The sequence below is a fragment of the Brevibacterium aurantiacum genome, assembly GCF_003932995.1.
In the GTDB taxonomy this organism is placed as follows: Bacteria; Actinomycetota; Actinomycetes; order Actinomycetales; family Brevibacteriaceae; genus Brevibacterium; species Brevibacterium aurantiacum.
Map to the genome: position 1 here is coordinate 3,366,572 of NZ_CP025333.1, position 12,309 is coordinate 3,378,880.

The window sequence follows — 12,309 nt, forward strand, 5'->3', positions numbered from 1 at the left end:
TGATCCCGCAGTAGAGAATCCGTCGGACTTGAGTGCAGAACGCTGTGGATGACGATCTCACTCGGGTGCGTTGAGGGTGTGGACAGCCAAGCGCTATCCACACCCTCTTTCTCTGGGCTTCTGCCTGCGCAGGGCAACCGCGATGCTTAAGTGCCTATCCCGGCGCTTCGTCCCGAGCTCCGGTGTCCCATCGTTAGGAGAAGTCATGAGTTTCGAAGTCGATGCCGAGCGCGTATCGTCCGCTGCCACCGCCACAGCAGGCACCTCCCGCACCCTTGTCGCGGAATCAAACACGATGCTGAGGAATCTTTTGGCCTTGCAGGAGTGTTGGAAGGGTAGTGCGGCACAGAATTTTCAGACGGTCATCAATGAGTGGGAAGGCGCACAGAAGCAGCTGCTCGAATCGTTGACCTCGATCCACGGAGCCCTGAACACCGCAGCTGCGCAGTACTCGGAGGTGGAGGCAGCGAATTCTCGGCTCTTCGCTCCGTGAGCGTCGAGTCATCGACATCAGCCGGCGGCACAGGTCACCGGCACCCGTCGGCGGCTCGAGTCACAGGCACACTGTGACTGCCGAATCCCACCCGGATCGTCTGTTCGAGTTCTCTGTCCGCGTCTGGCAAATTGTCAGCCTTTGTTAGTAGGCTGATAGCGATAGTTCGCGGCGGTGCTGGACGGGTTTCTCCAGGTTCGGAGACGATCGGTCTGCAGCGTCGGGTCAAGACCAATGCAGGAGTCGACTACGGATGAGCATCTTCCAAAGGATCGCGGCGATCTTTGGCGCCAAGGCCAACAAGGCACTGGACAAAGCCGAGAACCCCAATGAAACCCTCGATTATTCATATCAGAAGCAGCTTGAGCTGCTGCAGAAGGTACGCCGCGGTGTTGCCGATGTCGCCACCAGCCGCAAGCGCCTCGAACTGCAGATGACCCAGCTCGAACAGCAGCAGACCAAGCTCAGCGGTCAGGCCCAGAAAGCCATGGAGGTCGGCCGCGAGGACCTCGCACGTGAGGCCCTGACCCGGAAGTCGGGCCTGGACCAGCAGATCACCGATCTGCAGGGACAGCACGAAGGGCTGCAGGGCGAAGAGCAGAAGCTGACTCTGGCATCACAGCGGCTGCAGGCCAAGGTCGATGCCTTCCGCACACGGAAGGAAACGATCAAGGCCACGTACAACGCGGCAGAGGCACAGTCGAAGATCGGCGAAGCCTTCTCGGGCATTTCCGAAGAACTCGGCGACGTCGGACTCGCCGTGCAGCGTGCCGAGGACAAGACCGCTTCGCTCCAGGCACGTGCCGGTGCCGTCGATGAACTGATCGCTTCGGGTGCCCTCGAAGATGTCACCGGTTCCTCGAAGGACGACATCAGCTCGCAGCTCGATGCGCTCTCGAGCGAGAACGACGTCGAGATGGAGCTCAACCGGATGCGTGAGTCCCTGCCGGCTTCGTCGAACAAGCAGCAGCAGTCGCTTGAAGGCGAGGACAAGCAATGATCATCCGCATCATGGGCGAGGGCCAGTACGACGTCGCAGACGTCGACCAGGACCTGTTGCAGAAGTATGACAACCAGGTCGAAGACGCCGTCAACGTCGGCAATGAAGAAGCCGCCAAGAACGCTCTGCAGTCCCTCCACGACTACGTCGTCGGTCACGGCAAGCCCGTCTCCGATGACTATTTGGGTTCGAGCGAGGCCGTCGTACCGTTCGTTGATGCGACCTTGCAGGAGATCACGGAGCTCCTCACCGGTGAAGGCTTCATCCCGGATCCGACCTGATCCGCACTGCTCGATCCACATAGTTTGATATCGCTGACTCCGGCCCGCTGCCTTCACCCGAGGTTGTGGGCCGGAGCTGACTTACCCAGAGAGGACCCACGATGAAGAATCGCTTCGTCAAGGACAACGGACTCACCATGCGCATGGGGTGGACGATATTCCTCAATGGACTCATCTATGTGATCCTCATCCTCGCCATCTGGTGGATGCTCGGCGGCAGCACCGGTGGCGTGATCATTGCGGTCCTCATCAGCGCCGGCGCGTTCTTCTTCCAGTGGTATTTCTCCGACAAGATCGCGATGAAGGCGATGGGTGCACGGGAGGTCTCCCCAGAGGAGGCCCCAGAGCTGCACACCATGGTCGACCGGCTCTGTCAGCTCGCCGATTCGACCAAACCGCGCGTCGCGGTGTCGAACTCAGCCATTCCCAATGCTTTCGCCACCGGCCGTTCGCCGGAGCGCTCGGTTGTGTGTGTGACACGCGGCCTGCTCGAAAAACTCGACCGTGATGAGGTCGAGGTCGTCCTCGCTCACGAACTCTCCCACGTCGCCCACCGCGATGTCACCGTCATGACCGTCGCGGGAGTCACCGGTGTCGTGGCCGCGCTGATGATGCGCGCCGGCTACTACATGAGCTTCGGTCGCTCGAACAACAACAACGGCGGCGTTCCCGTCCAGCTGCTGTTCGTCCTTGTCGGAGCCGTCGTCTACGGCCTCTCATTCCTCCTCATCCGCAGCCTCTCGCGTTACCGCGAACTGGCCGCAGACAGAGCAGCCGCGATCCTCACCGGTGCGCCCTCGACCTTGGCCTCTGCACTGACCAAGCTCAGCGGAGATATGAGCAAGATCCCCGAGAAGGATCTGCGGGCTTCCTCTTCCGCCAATCACTTGGCGCTCATTCCCGCTGCCAGCGGCAAGGCCGCCGTCACGCAGCTCTTCTCCACTCACCCTTCCCTCGACAAGCGCCTGGAACAGCTCGCAAAGATCTCCGGGCAGCTCTCACAGCAGCAGTGACGATCACTGTGCTGACCTCAACCGCACCGACCGACATCCACTAGGAGTTTCATGGGTTTCTTCGACGCGCTGTTGGGCCGTTCCAAACCGAAGCGGGCCAACCTCGACGACCTCTTCGCACTTCCTCCCGCCGCTCTGACGCTCGAAGCCGCGACCGGCTTCAAACCCACCGGCGTCGGGGCCGTGGCGTTCCGACAGGTCGAGGGTGCGGCATTTCAGACCGCTGAGTCCGAGAGCATCGCCCTCATCAGCTCCGACCCGGCCGCGAACGTGTCACAGCGCAACGACGGTTTCGGCTACACCTGGCAGGTCGTCTCCGACACCGACGCCGAGGTGGTCAACCTCGTGACCAATCTGCACGCCGTGAACTCGGCTCTGGTCAGCCAGGGCTTCGACACGATGCTGTTGTGCTCAACCGTCTACTTCGCCAACCCGGATGGGCGCCGCCTGGCGCTTGTCTACCAGTACAAGCGCGGCACGTTCTATCCGTTCGCGCAGTCGGGCCCCAAGCAGCGCGACAACCCTCTGGAGATTCAGATCCGCGGTGTGCTGGCCAACGAACTCCCGTTCGAAGAAGACACGTCGCGGTGGTCGGCGCTGTGGGACGCACCGGGCCTCAACGACTCACCTGAGTCGAACGCACAGCGCTGAGCCCCGAGCGCCCTCGAGATCAGCCAATAGGAATCAGACAAGGCAGAAGGGACGTCCCCGCGGGGACGTCCCTTCTGCCTTGTCAGTACCAGTTCAGAGACCGCTGAAACGCTGGTCCCTGTGTCCTAGTCGGTTGCAGTGACCTCTTCGGTTGAGACCTGGATGACTTCGCCCAGGGCTTCGACCGTGTCTCCGGGACGGATCGTGGCACCTCGGCGAGTTTCGACCTCACCGTTGACCACAACTTCACCGTCGGCGATCATGTCTTTGGCCATCGCGCCGTGTTCGGCGACACCGTGGAGTTTGAGCAGCTGACCGAGTTTGATCGAATCGCCGCGAATCTCGATCGTCTCCATCAGAAGATATCTCCCAGATCGAATCCGTCGCCGCCGAAGAGACCGCCGCCATCGCCGCCGTCGCCTCCACCGAAGAATCCGCCGCCGTCTCCGCCAGCATCGCCGCCTCCGGCGTCACCACCGGTCGCGTCACCGCCGACGTTGCCGTCCCAGCCACCGCCGCCCATGCCACCGAACATCATCGACCCCATGAGCACACCGGGCAGAAGTCCGGAGCCTGCATAGGAGTTGAAGTATCCACGGTTGTATTCGGCGTAGGCCGGGCCTGCTTCCCAATAGGCACGGCGAGTGTGTCCGTCACCGGTCACGACCTTGCGCACCGCAGGTTCGGCACCCACGGCCACGCGCTCGGCGTCGGCTGCACAGACGGGAACTGGTCGCAGCTGTCCACCGGCTGGTGCCCAGTCGATGTCCTCGACCGAGGGGCCGTGCTGCGGGTTGAAGAAGCATGGTGGGCGGCGTACGGGAAGCGGCTTTCCGTCAACGCGGGCCCGCAAGCACTTGGCGGCGTAGCGACCGTCTTCGAGAGCCTCGGTGACATGGCGGATGTCAGAGGGCTCGTCGACGTTGTCGAGCGTCTCCTTCGCCACATCGTAGGAATCCAGTGCCTGTTTGTAATCCTGCGAACCGCCGGTGTCGAGTTCGACTCCGGCAGTGAGGATATCGAGTTCGGCGACTTCCTCGCCGAAGGACGTGACGTCTTCTTCAGCGGTCTTCGTCACCTGACGGAGCTCAGCGTCGGCGAGCTCCTTCTTTCGGTGCTTTTCCTTGCGGTAGCTCACGAAGAAAATGGTGCCGAGCACCACGAGTATTATCAGGAATACTGCTCCCACGATCTATGCCTCCCAGCAAAACGAGTCACTCCACAGTATGCCGGATGAGTCTGACAAGGGACTGAGCCGAAACCTTGTATCCGCTCAGTTGGCAGGCCCAAATCCTGGGTCCTTGACCGGCATCCCTCGCGGCGTCCATCTCACTCATGCCAGGTGGCTGAGACCTTTGACGAGGGTCGCAGTTCCACCGCCGAGGGCGAGGATGATCATAGCGATTCGCGCAGTCGAGGATTCGATCTTCTTCGACAGCCAGTCACCGCCGACCAGCCCGGCGACGAGCACCGCTGCGATCCCGATCCAGGTCGGTGCCGCCAACTGCGGCCAGGAGCCGTGATCGAACACGGCCTTGAAGATGACCGCCGAGGTGGTCCCCACGACGAGGAACGGCTGCAGAGTGGCGGCGAACTTCCGCTGTTCCCATCTCGTCAGCACAGCATAGGCACTGACGGCCGGCCCGCCTGCCCCGGCAGCGGCCGACATCGTTCCGGAGAGGAATCCGGTAGTGAATTTGGTGCCGAAGTTCGCCGGCATCGTCTTACCGATCCGGCCGATGATCATGGAGCTGATGAGGGAGACGATGATGAGCAGTCCGATGAGAATCTGCAGAGGTGGGGCCGGAAGAGCCGCAGCCAGGAGAGCGCCCGGGACCGTGCCGACCACGGCACCCAGCGACAGCTTCCAGAACGAGCCCCACTCAACCTCGCGGAAAGTGCGAACGAAGACGGTGCCGCTGGCGACGATGCCGCAGATGTTGACGAGCACGACACCGGAGAACGGGTCGAGCAGAAGCACGAGGAACGGCCCACTGACCAGGCCGAATCCCATACCCGTGACCCGCTGAGATACTGCCCCGAGGAACACCGCGAACAGGATGAGCACAATGACGGGTTCCATTTGCTCAATTCTAGTTCAAGGCTCATATCTGGGCGGGGTTACAGTAAGAGTCATGAATGCCTCGCCCCTGTGGTCCCGATTCAGCGCTGATCCCCGCGCTTACCGACAGGTGCGCGCTTCTGACGCTGATCGCGCTGTCGTGACCGATGTGCTGTCCGAGGCGTATGCGCTGGGTCAGATCGATGCGGAGGAATTCGATGAACGCAGTGAGGCAGCCAACCGTCTGAAGACTTTGGGAGAGGTGCCCGAGCTCGTGCAGGACCTCATCATCGCCGAGGCGGGCGAGGTCGAACCCGGAGAACTCGACGATTCCGCTCGCGCCCAGGCTCTGGCCCGGTTGGATGGCGATCGTGTCCCGATCACTCCTGAGCAGATCGATGCCGCCGCGCAGAAGTACTACCGGGACCGAGTCCGGAACGCACTGTTGGGCATGTTCGCCGGTCCTGCCGGCATCACTCTCGCAATCTGGGCCTTCACCTCATTTGCGTCGGGCGGGCTCATCTTCTTCTGGCCGATCTTCATCATCCTGCCGATGCTCTTCGGCGCGATCTCACAGATCTCCAACAAGGAGAGCCTCATCCGCAACCGGAAGCGCGAGCTGACGAAGCGGGCCAGAGCGCACCTCGGCGATGCTGAAGCCAAACGCGAGCTCGAAGAGCGCAGGAACGACGGTGACGATGACGAGGACCCCGAGGACACGTTCGGCCACGGGCTGCAGCCACCTCACCCTCTGGCTCCGCCCTTCTCACCGGGACGAGACTCACCACATGATGAGATGCGCCGACGACGCGAAGAGCGTCGCCGCAGACGCCGAAACCCCTGGGACTGAAGCACAAACAAACGTCCGCTGGCAGGGCAGCGCACCCGTCAGGACAGCACTCCCGTCAGGGCTGGAAGACCCGGATCTGAGCGAATTCCTCGGCCTTGTTGGTGCGGAACCAGAAGGTGTGTGAGAAGTGCAGGATGTCCTCACCATCGCTCGATTTCTCCCACTGCCCCCATGCCGCGGCGGCCTTGCCGTGGGTGATGGCGGCCTCGAGATGACCGGCCACGGGATTCGAGGCTGCCAGCCCCAGCAGAGCGGCGAGGACCTCATCACGACCAGTGCTGGTCGCGACTCCCCCGCTGCCCACGATCTGGAGGATGCAGTCCTCATCGACCACCTCGGCGAGGGCTTCTCTGTCACCGTTGATCAGATTCTCCTCGAACCTGGCTACGAACATGTTCTTCGGGCTGTTTCCGCAGGAATCTGTGCCTGTGAAGTTCATACCGTCCAGGCTACTGCACGTCTCTCGAACCGAAAAGAGCCGTGCCGGCACCCTTTCGGGTACCGGCACGGCTCTTCGAGCGAGAAGGGCTGATCAGAAGCCCATGCCGCCCATTCCGTCCATACCGGCAGCAGCTGCGTCAGCACCTGGTGCAGCCTTCTCAGGCTTGTCGGCGACAACCGACTCGGTGGTCAGGAACAGACCGGCGATCGAGGCGGCGTTCTGCAGAGCAGAGCGGGTCACCTTGACCGGGTCGTTGATGCCAGCGGCCAACAGGTCCTCGTACTCACCGGTTGCGGCGTTGAGGCCGAATCCGGGCTCGAGGTTGGCGACCTTATCGGCAACCACACCGGCTTCGAGGCCGGCGTTGGTGGCGATCTGCTTCAGCGGAGCTTCGATGGCAACCTTGACGATGTTGGCACCGGTTGCTTCGTCACCCTCGAGTGCGAGGTTGGCGAAGGCAGTCTTGCCCGCCTGGATGAGCGAGACGCCGCCACCGGCGACGATTCCCTCTTCCACAGCAGCCTTGGCGTTGCGCACTGCATCTTCGATGCGGTGCTTGGTTTCCTTGAGCTCGACCTCGGTCGCGGCTCCGGCCTTGATGACTGCAACGCCGCCGGCCAGCTTGGCCAGACGTTCCTGCAGCTTCTCGCGGTCGTAGTCCGAATCCGAGTTCTCGATCTCGGCACGGATCTGTGCGACCCGGCCTGCGATCTCCTCGGCGTCTCCGGCACCTTCGACGATGGTGGTCTCGTCCTTGGTGATGACAACCTTGCGGGCGGTGCCCAGCAGTTCGGTGGTCACGTTGTCGAGCTTGAGCCCGACTTCCTCGGACACGACCTGACCACCGGTGAGGATGGCGATGTCGGCCAACTGAGCCTTGCGGCGGTCTCCGAAGCCAGGAGCCTTGACGGCCACGGACTTGAAGGTGCCACGGATCTTGTTCAACACGAGAACCGCAAGAGCTTCGCCCTCGACGTCTTCAGCGATGATGAACAGCGGCTTGTTGGACTGCTGAACCTTCTCAAGGACGGGCAGCAGATCCTTCACGTTCGAGATCTTGGAGTTGACGATGAGGATGTAGGGATCCTCGAGGACAGCTTCCTGGCGATCTGTGTCGGTCACGAAGTAACCGGAGATGTAGCCCTTGTCGAAGCGCATACCCTCGGTCAGTTCGAGCTCGAGTCCGAATGTGTTGGACTCTTCGACGGTGACGACGCCTTCCTTGCCGACCTTGTCGATGGCCTCGGCGATCAGTTCACCGATAGCAGGATCTCCAGCGGAGATACCGGCGGTAGCGGCGATCTGTTCCTTGGTCTCGATGTCGATGGCGTTCTCAAGCAGCACACCGGTGACGGCTTCAACAGCCTTCTCGATGCCGCGCTTGAGGCTGAGTGGGTCAGCACCGGCTGCCACGTTGCGCAGGCCTTCGCGGACGAGAGCCTGAGCAAGAACTGTAGCTGTGGTGGTGCCGTCGCCTGCGACGTCGTCAGTCTTCTTGGCGACTTCCTTGACGAGCTCAGCGCCGATCTTCTCGTAGGGATCCTCGAGTTCGATCTCCTTGGCAATGGAGACACCATCGTTGGTGATGGTGGGAGCGCCCCACTGCTTTTCGAGCACGACATTGCGGCCACGGGGTCCAAGGGTTACCTTGACCGCGTCCGCAAGCTGGTTGAGACCTGCTTCGAGTCCCCGACGAGCTTCTTCGTCGAATGCAATCATCTTTGCCATAGTGGCTTAGATCCTCCCTGATGGAGTGGAGTGGGATTCCAGAGCAGTCGTCAACGCCCGCGACGGCAGAGAGTGGGTCCGCATGTTCCATTCCACATATGGACCACGCTCTCGAGACAACTGATGAGAAACCCAGTGGTTTTCACCAGTACTAGATTTAGCACTCTCCCCATGCGAGTGCAAATATTGCGCGTTCCCGGGGCCTTCGAATCGGGTGGATTCCGCGGGATTGTGCGGTTCGGCCCAGCGCGAAACTTCAGTGCCGTCCACTGCGTGGACCGCTGTGCGCCAGACAACTGAAAAGCGCCAAGCAGTTGCCTGCTTGGCGCTTTCCCCGCTCGGAGGGATTCGGGCTCTCACCGTCTTCCCGCCGCAGCGGATCAAAAGACTTTACGTACGTGAGTCTCAGAGGAGGGTGACGGATTCCGCCTGAGGACCCTTTTGTCCTTCTCCAACTTCGAACTCAACCTGCTGGCCCTCTTCGAGAGCGCGGTAGCCGTCCATCTGGATTGCGCTCCAGTGAACGAACACGTCCTGGTTGTTGCCTTCCAGGGTGATGAATCCGTAGCCCTTTTCGGCGTTGAACCATTTGACGGTACCTTGTGCCATTACTTCTCCATACAGTGCAGTGTCATTGACATTCCGTCACCCCATTGCGACCGGTCTGGCCGCGCCGCGGACAACGGAAGCTAGTAAAACTCAACCGACCCCGCGATTTCTCTCATTGACCTCTAGAGAATGATCTCGGTGAAGCACGAATAGAACACAAGGGCAGTGCTTGCCTAGCTGATGCAACTCTACCCCAGCGCCGCACGGGTCCTCCGGCCGCTCAACACTGTTACCAATTCGTTATCAAGGTGTTTTCGACGGCGTCATTTCCGGTACGAAACCTTCGTCGATCACCGACTTCACCGGCGTGAATGAGAAATGCGCTGCTGGAAACAACAACGAGCTGGCGCGTGGGCCTCAGCCGTTGTTGTCGGTAGCCCCGGCCGAGCCGGAATCTGCGCCGCCTTCGGCCGAATCTCCCTCGCCGGAGCCGCCTTCGCTGGGCTCGGGTCCGCGCTCGGCGATGTCGGAGCAGATGACGACGGTGATGTCGGCGTCGAAGTCCGTCGAGGCTTCCGTGGCCTCGATTCCGAGTGCGTCGGCGACCATCTTCGCCTGAGATTTATTCGACTCGTCCGAGTAGTAGACCGTGGAGACGCTCAGCCCGGTCGAATAGTTGCCGACCTGGCCGATGCCCCAGCCCTTCTCCTCCACTGCTTCGGAGAACTTCTTCGCAACTCCGGAGACTCCCGAACCATTGAGTACGTCAACTTTGAGGTCCGAATCGGCGACGCTGACTTCGCTTTCACTCGGCGATGGGCTCGCCGAGGCGGTCTTATCGGATCCGGAGTCGGCAACGTTGTCCTCGGGGTCCTTCATCGAAGACGTGATGATGTTGATGGCCGCGACGACGAGCAGAACGGCAACGAGTGCGAGGATGATGACCAGCGCGATGGCACCGACGTTCGATTGCGCCGAGGAGTCCTGTCGATGGGCTCCACTGCGTCGTCCGGGTTCGATCTCGTCGAATTCGTCAGTCATGTCTACCTCGAGACGCGGGCTTGTGCACGTTCGCTCTGCCGCGTAGTGCGGATGCGACGCAGGCGTTTGACCAGCATAGGGTCACTGGCAAGTGCGGCAGGGTTGTCGAGCAGGGAATTGAGGATCTGGAAGTAGCTGGTGGCAGACATGTCGAACCGCTCACGGATCGCGTGATCCTTGGCTCCACCGTACTTCCACCACCGCCGCTCGAACTCCAAAACGGACACCTCGAGCTCACTCAGTTCGGGGGCGCCTTGGTTCTGCGGCATAGAGGTTGTGCTCCTTCGAGAAGAATCGTTGCTTCTATATTATCGCCCGGAGGACAGGACTGAAATTCCCGGCGCGCCGTCGCTGCCCTGCGGGCGCGGATTCATGCGTCTCTCGGCGCCTTCTTCCGGCACCTTCCACCTCCGGGGGATCTCCTGGTTACCCCGTGGGAAGCAGCCGACCCACCCTGCTGCAGGCGGCTCACCACAGTGGGTGAACCGGCCGCAGCCGAGTGGGTCGACAGTGCTGCTGCGACGGTCCTTGGCGGATCGCCGGTCAGATTCGGGCTGCTCAGATATGTGCTGGTCAGCGGATGCGGATGTTGACCTGCTTGATCTGGGTGAAGCCTTCGAGCATGCCCTCGAGCGAGGCCTCGCGGCCGAAGCCTGAGGTCTTCATGCCGCCGTAGGACTGTCCGGCGAGCTGTCCGCCGCCCTGGTTGACCTGGACCCAGCCGGACTCGATCCGGTTGGCCATGGTCAGTGCGGCATCGACGTTCCTTGTGAAGACGAAGGCAGCGAGACCGAACTCACTGTCATTGGCCATGTCGATGACCTCGTCGACGTCCTTCCAGGGAATGACCGAGAGGACGGGTCCGAAGATCTCCTCCTGGCTGGTCTGCCATTCGTTCTTGGCCTTGGAGAAGATGACCGGTGCGTGGTAGAAACCGGGTTCGCCGACCTCGAGTGAGTCCGAACCGTCGTAGGCGATCTCGACGCCGTCCATCGACTTGCCCATCTCGATGTAGTCCGAGACCTGGTTGTACTGCTTCTCGTTGATGATGCAGCCGATGTCTGAATCCTCGTTGCGAGGGTCACCGACCTTCATCTTCGACACAGCGTCGACGAGCTTGCCCAGGAAGTCGTCGTAGATGTCCTCGTGCAGGAACAGGCGTGAACCCATCGTGCAGGACTGGCCCTGACGTGCGAAGCGGGTCGAGAGCAGCACCTGCTGGAGGGTGTCGTCATCGTTGGAGTCGGGGAAGACGATGTTGGGGCTCTTGCCGCCGAGTTCCATCGAGGAGTGGGCGAGGCGTCCGCCTGCCAGCTCGGCGACGTGACGGCCGACGTTCGTCGAACCGGTGAACGAGACCTTGTCGACGTCGGGGTGGACGTTGAGCGCCTCGCCGATGACCGAACCCTTGCCGGTGACGACGTTGAGGACGCCTGCCGGCAGAATGTCGGCCAGCAGCTCAGCCATCTTCAGAATCGTCAGCGGCGCATCCTCGGCGCACTTGAGGACGATCGTGTTGCCTGCGGCCAGTGCGGCCGGTGTCTTGAAGGCCGCGATCATCAGCGGCGAGTTCCAGGGCAGGATTCCGGCGACGACACCCAGCGGCACGCGCTTCGTGTACTGCAGCTGTCCGTCACCAGCAGGCAGGGTGTTGCCCTTGACCTCACCTGCGACACCGCCCATGTAGCGGAACAGGTCGGCCAGGATGATCGTCTCCGGGCGTGCCTGGGTGCGGATGGCGTTGCCGGTGTCTATCGCTGTCAGCTGGGCCAGCTCCTCGGAGCCGGCTTCGAGTGCGTCCGCGCAGCGGATGAGCATCTTCTGGCGTTCCTTGAACGGCAGCGCGGCCCATTCGGGGAAGGCCTTCCGGGCGGCCTTGACGGCGCGGTCGGCGTCTTCTTCCTTGCCATTGGCCACAGTGGCGATCACGACGTTGCGATCGATGGGGGTGATGACGTCTTTCCTGTCACCGTCGGCAGCTTCGACCCATTCTCCGCCGATGAACATCTTCCAGTTCGTGGCCTCGGGAAATTGCGACATTGTGATCCTTTCACCTACATAGCTCTCCGCTGAACTCTCTCCGACGAGCATATCGCCTGCCCCCATCCGAAAAGAATGGCGGAGCAGTAGGCGATGATGCACACCTCGTCTGCGTTGCGTGCACATCGGCACCCACCTTCGCACCATCGGTAGAATCGC

The 12,309-nt window shown here is 61.6% G+C and carries 15 protein-coding genes; 6 read left to right on the plus strand and 9 right to left on the minus strand.

Annotation, left to right across the window (positions count from 1 at the left end; genetic code table 11):
* Positions 1-205 precede the first annotated feature (205 nt).
* The 5 genes from CXR25_RS15580 to pspAB all read left to right on the plus strand — a co-directional run bounded on the left by CXR25_RS15580 (position 206) and on the right by pspAB (position 3,438).
* Complete coding sequence (locus tag CXR25_RS15580) at positions 206-493, plus strand: WXG100 family type VII secretion target (RefSeq protein ID WP_009881886.1); 288 nt, start codon at positions 206-208, stop codon at positions 491-493.
* Between the two features lie 253 nt (positions 494-746).
* Positions 747-1,493 carry a PspA/IM30 family protein gene (locus tag CXR25_RS15585; RefSeq protein ID WP_009881885.1) on the plus strand — a complete coding sequence of 249 codons (747 nt, stop codon included), beginning with the start codon at positions 747-749 and terminating at the stop codon, positions 1,491-1,493.
* Positions 1,490-1,774 (plus strand): PspA-associated protein PspAA, encoded by a 285-nt coding sequence (gene pspAA, locus CXR25_RS15590; RefSeq protein ID WP_009881884.1) that lies wholly within the window; start codon positions 1,490-1,492, stop codon positions 1,772-1,774. Before CXR25_RS15585 ends, pspAA begins: the two co-directional genes overlap by 4 nt.
* A gap of 101 nt (positions 1,775-1,875) precedes the next feature.
* Positions 1,876-2,787: a zinc metalloprotease HtpX gene (gene htpX, locus CXR25_RS15595; protein WP_009881883.1), complete on the plus strand. Its 912-nt coding sequence runs from the start codon at positions 1,876-1,878 to the stop codon at positions 2,785-2,787.
* 51 nt (positions 2,788-2,838) lie between these two features.
* A complete protein-coding gene (gene pspAB / locus CXR25_RS15600; RefSeq protein ID WP_009881882.1) occupies positions 2,839-3,438 on the plus strand; it encodes a PspA-associated protein PspAB in 600 nt (199 codons plus the stop codon).
* A gap of 125 nt (positions 3,439-3,563) precedes the next feature.
* Here pspAB and CXR25_RS15605 read toward each other — a convergent pair whose 3' ends face one another.
* From CXR25_RS15605 to CXR25_RS15615, 3 genes are all read right to left on the minus strand, one after another.
* Positions 3,564-3,794, minus strand: coding sequence for an RNA-binding S4 domain-containing protein (locus tag CXR25_RS15605; protein ID WP_009881881.1), 231 nt, complete (start codon positions 3,792-3,794; stop codon positions 3,564-3,566).
* Positions 3,794-4,597, minus strand: a complete 804-nt coding sequence (locus CXR25_RS15610) for a hypothetical protein (protein WP_240516205.1) — start codon at positions 4,595-4,597, stop codon at positions 3,794-3,796. Before CXR25_RS15610 ends, CXR25_RS15605 begins: the two co-directional genes overlap by 1 nt.
* Before the next feature lie 174 nt (positions 4,598-4,771).
* Positions 4,772-5,521: a TSUP family transporter gene (locus tag CXR25_RS15615; protein WP_009881878.1), complete on the minus strand. Its 750-nt coding sequence runs from the start codon at positions 5,519-5,521 to the stop codon at positions 4,772-4,774.
* Between the two features lie 52 nt (positions 5,522-5,573).
* Here CXR25_RS15615 and CXR25_RS15620 point away from each other — a divergent pair, with 52 nt between their 5' ends.
* Positions 5,574-6,350 carry a DUF1707 SHOCT-like domain-containing protein gene (locus CXR25_RS15620; protein ID WP_009881877.1) on the plus strand — a complete coding sequence of 259 codons (777 nt, stop codon included), beginning with the start codon at positions 5,574-5,576 and terminating at the stop codon, positions 6,348-6,350.
* 55 nt (positions 6,351-6,405) lie between these two features.
* Here the strand turns inward: CXR25_RS15620 and CXR25_RS15625 are convergent, their stop codons facing one another.
* From CXR25_RS15625 to CXR25_RS15650, 6 genes are all read right to left on the minus strand, one after another.
* Positions 6,406-6,789, minus strand: a complete 384-nt coding sequence (locus CXR25_RS15625; RefSeq protein WP_125188244.1) for a nuclear transport factor 2-like protein — start codon at positions 6,787-6,789, stop codon at positions 6,406-6,408.
* Positions 6,790-6,882: 93 nt separating this feature from the next.
* Positions 6,883-8,520 (minus strand): chaperonin GroEL, encoded by a 1,638-nt coding sequence (gene groL, locus CXR25_RS15630; protein ID WP_009881875.1) that lies wholly within the window; start codon positions 8,518-8,520, stop codon positions 6,883-6,885.
* A 405-nt stretch (positions 8,521-8,925) separates the two neighbouring features.
* Positions 8,926-9,129 (minus strand): cold-shock protein, encoded by a 204-nt coding sequence (locus tag CXR25_RS15635; protein ID WP_009881874.1) that lies wholly within the window; start codon positions 9,127-9,129, stop codon positions 8,926-8,928.
* Between the two features lie 357 nt (positions 9,130-9,486).
* Complete coding sequence (locus CXR25_RS15640; protein ID WP_009881873.1) at positions 9,487-10,110, minus strand: LytR C-terminal domain-containing protein; 624 nt, start codon at positions 10,108-10,110, stop codon at positions 9,487-9,489.
* Positions 10,111-10,112: 2 nt separating this feature from the next.
* Positions 10,113-10,379 (minus strand): DUF3263 domain-containing protein, encoded by a 267-nt coding sequence (locus CXR25_RS15645; RefSeq protein ID WP_009881872.1) that lies wholly within the window; start codon positions 10,377-10,379, stop codon positions 10,113-10,115.
* Between the two features lie 304 nt (positions 10,380-10,683).
* Positions 10,684-12,150, minus strand: coding sequence for an aldehyde dehydrogenase family protein (locus tag CXR25_RS15650; protein WP_009881870.1), 1,467 nt, complete (start codon positions 12,148-12,150; stop codon positions 10,684-10,686).
* Between the last annotated feature and the right edge of the window lie 159 nt (positions 12,151-12,309).

Excerpts from the sequence above, each read along its gene's own strand:
- CXR25_RS15580 (WP_009881886.1), top strand. The coding sequence starts at position 206 with ATGAGTTTCGAAGTCGATGCCGAGCGCGTATCGTCCGCTGCCACCGCC.
- CXR25_RS15585 (WP_009881885.1), top strand. The coding sequence starts at position 747 with ATGAGCATCTTCCAAAGGATCGCGGCGATCTTTGGCGCCAAGGCCAAC.
- pspAA (WP_009881884.1), top strand. The coding sequence starts at position 1,490 with ATGATCATCCGCATCATGGGCGAGGGCCAGTACGACGTCGCAGACGTC.
- htpX (WP_009881883.1), top strand. The coding sequence starts at position 1,876 with ATGAAGAATCGCTTCGTCAAGGACAACGGACTCACCATGCGCATGGGG.
- pspAB (WP_009881882.1), top strand. The coding sequence starts at position 2,839 with ATGGGTTTCTTCGACGCGCTGTTGGGCCGTTCCAAACCGAAGCGGGCC.
- CXR25_RS15605 (WP_009881881.1), bottom strand. The coding sequence starts at position 3,794 with ATGGAGACGATCGAGATTCGCGGCGATTCGATCAAACTCGGTCAGCTG.
- CXR25_RS15615 (WP_009881878.1), bottom strand. The coding sequence starts at position 5,521 with ATGGAACCCGTCATTGTGCTCATCCTGTTCGCGGTGTTCCTCGGGGCA.
- CXR25_RS15620 (WP_009881877.1), top strand. The coding sequence starts at position 5,574 with ATGAATGCCTCGCCCCTGTGGTCCCGATTCAGCGCTGATCCCCGCGCT.
- CXR25_RS15625 (WP_125188244.1), bottom strand. The coding sequence starts at position 6,789 with ATGAACTTCACAGGCACAGATTCCTGCGGAAACAGCCCGAAGAACATG.
- groL (WP_009881875.1), bottom strand. The coding sequence starts at position 8,520 with ATGGCAAAGATGATTGCATTCGACGAAGAAGCTCGTCGGGGACTCGAA.
- CXR25_RS15635 (WP_009881874.1), bottom strand. The coding sequence starts at position 9,129 with ATGGCACAAGGTACCGTCAAATGGTTCAACGCCGAAAAGGGCTACGGA.
- CXR25_RS15640 (WP_009881873.1), bottom strand. The coding sequence starts at position 10,110 with ATGACTGACGAATTCGACGAGATCGAACCCGGACGACGCAGTGGAGCC.
- CXR25_RS15645 (WP_009881872.1), bottom strand. The coding sequence starts at position 10,379 with ATGCCGCAGAACCAAGGCGCCCCCGAACTGAGTGAGCTCGAGGTGTCC.
- CXR25_RS15650 (WP_009881870.1), bottom strand. The coding sequence starts at position 12,150 with ATGTCGCAATTTCCCGAGGCCACGAACTGGAAGATGTTCATCGGCGGA.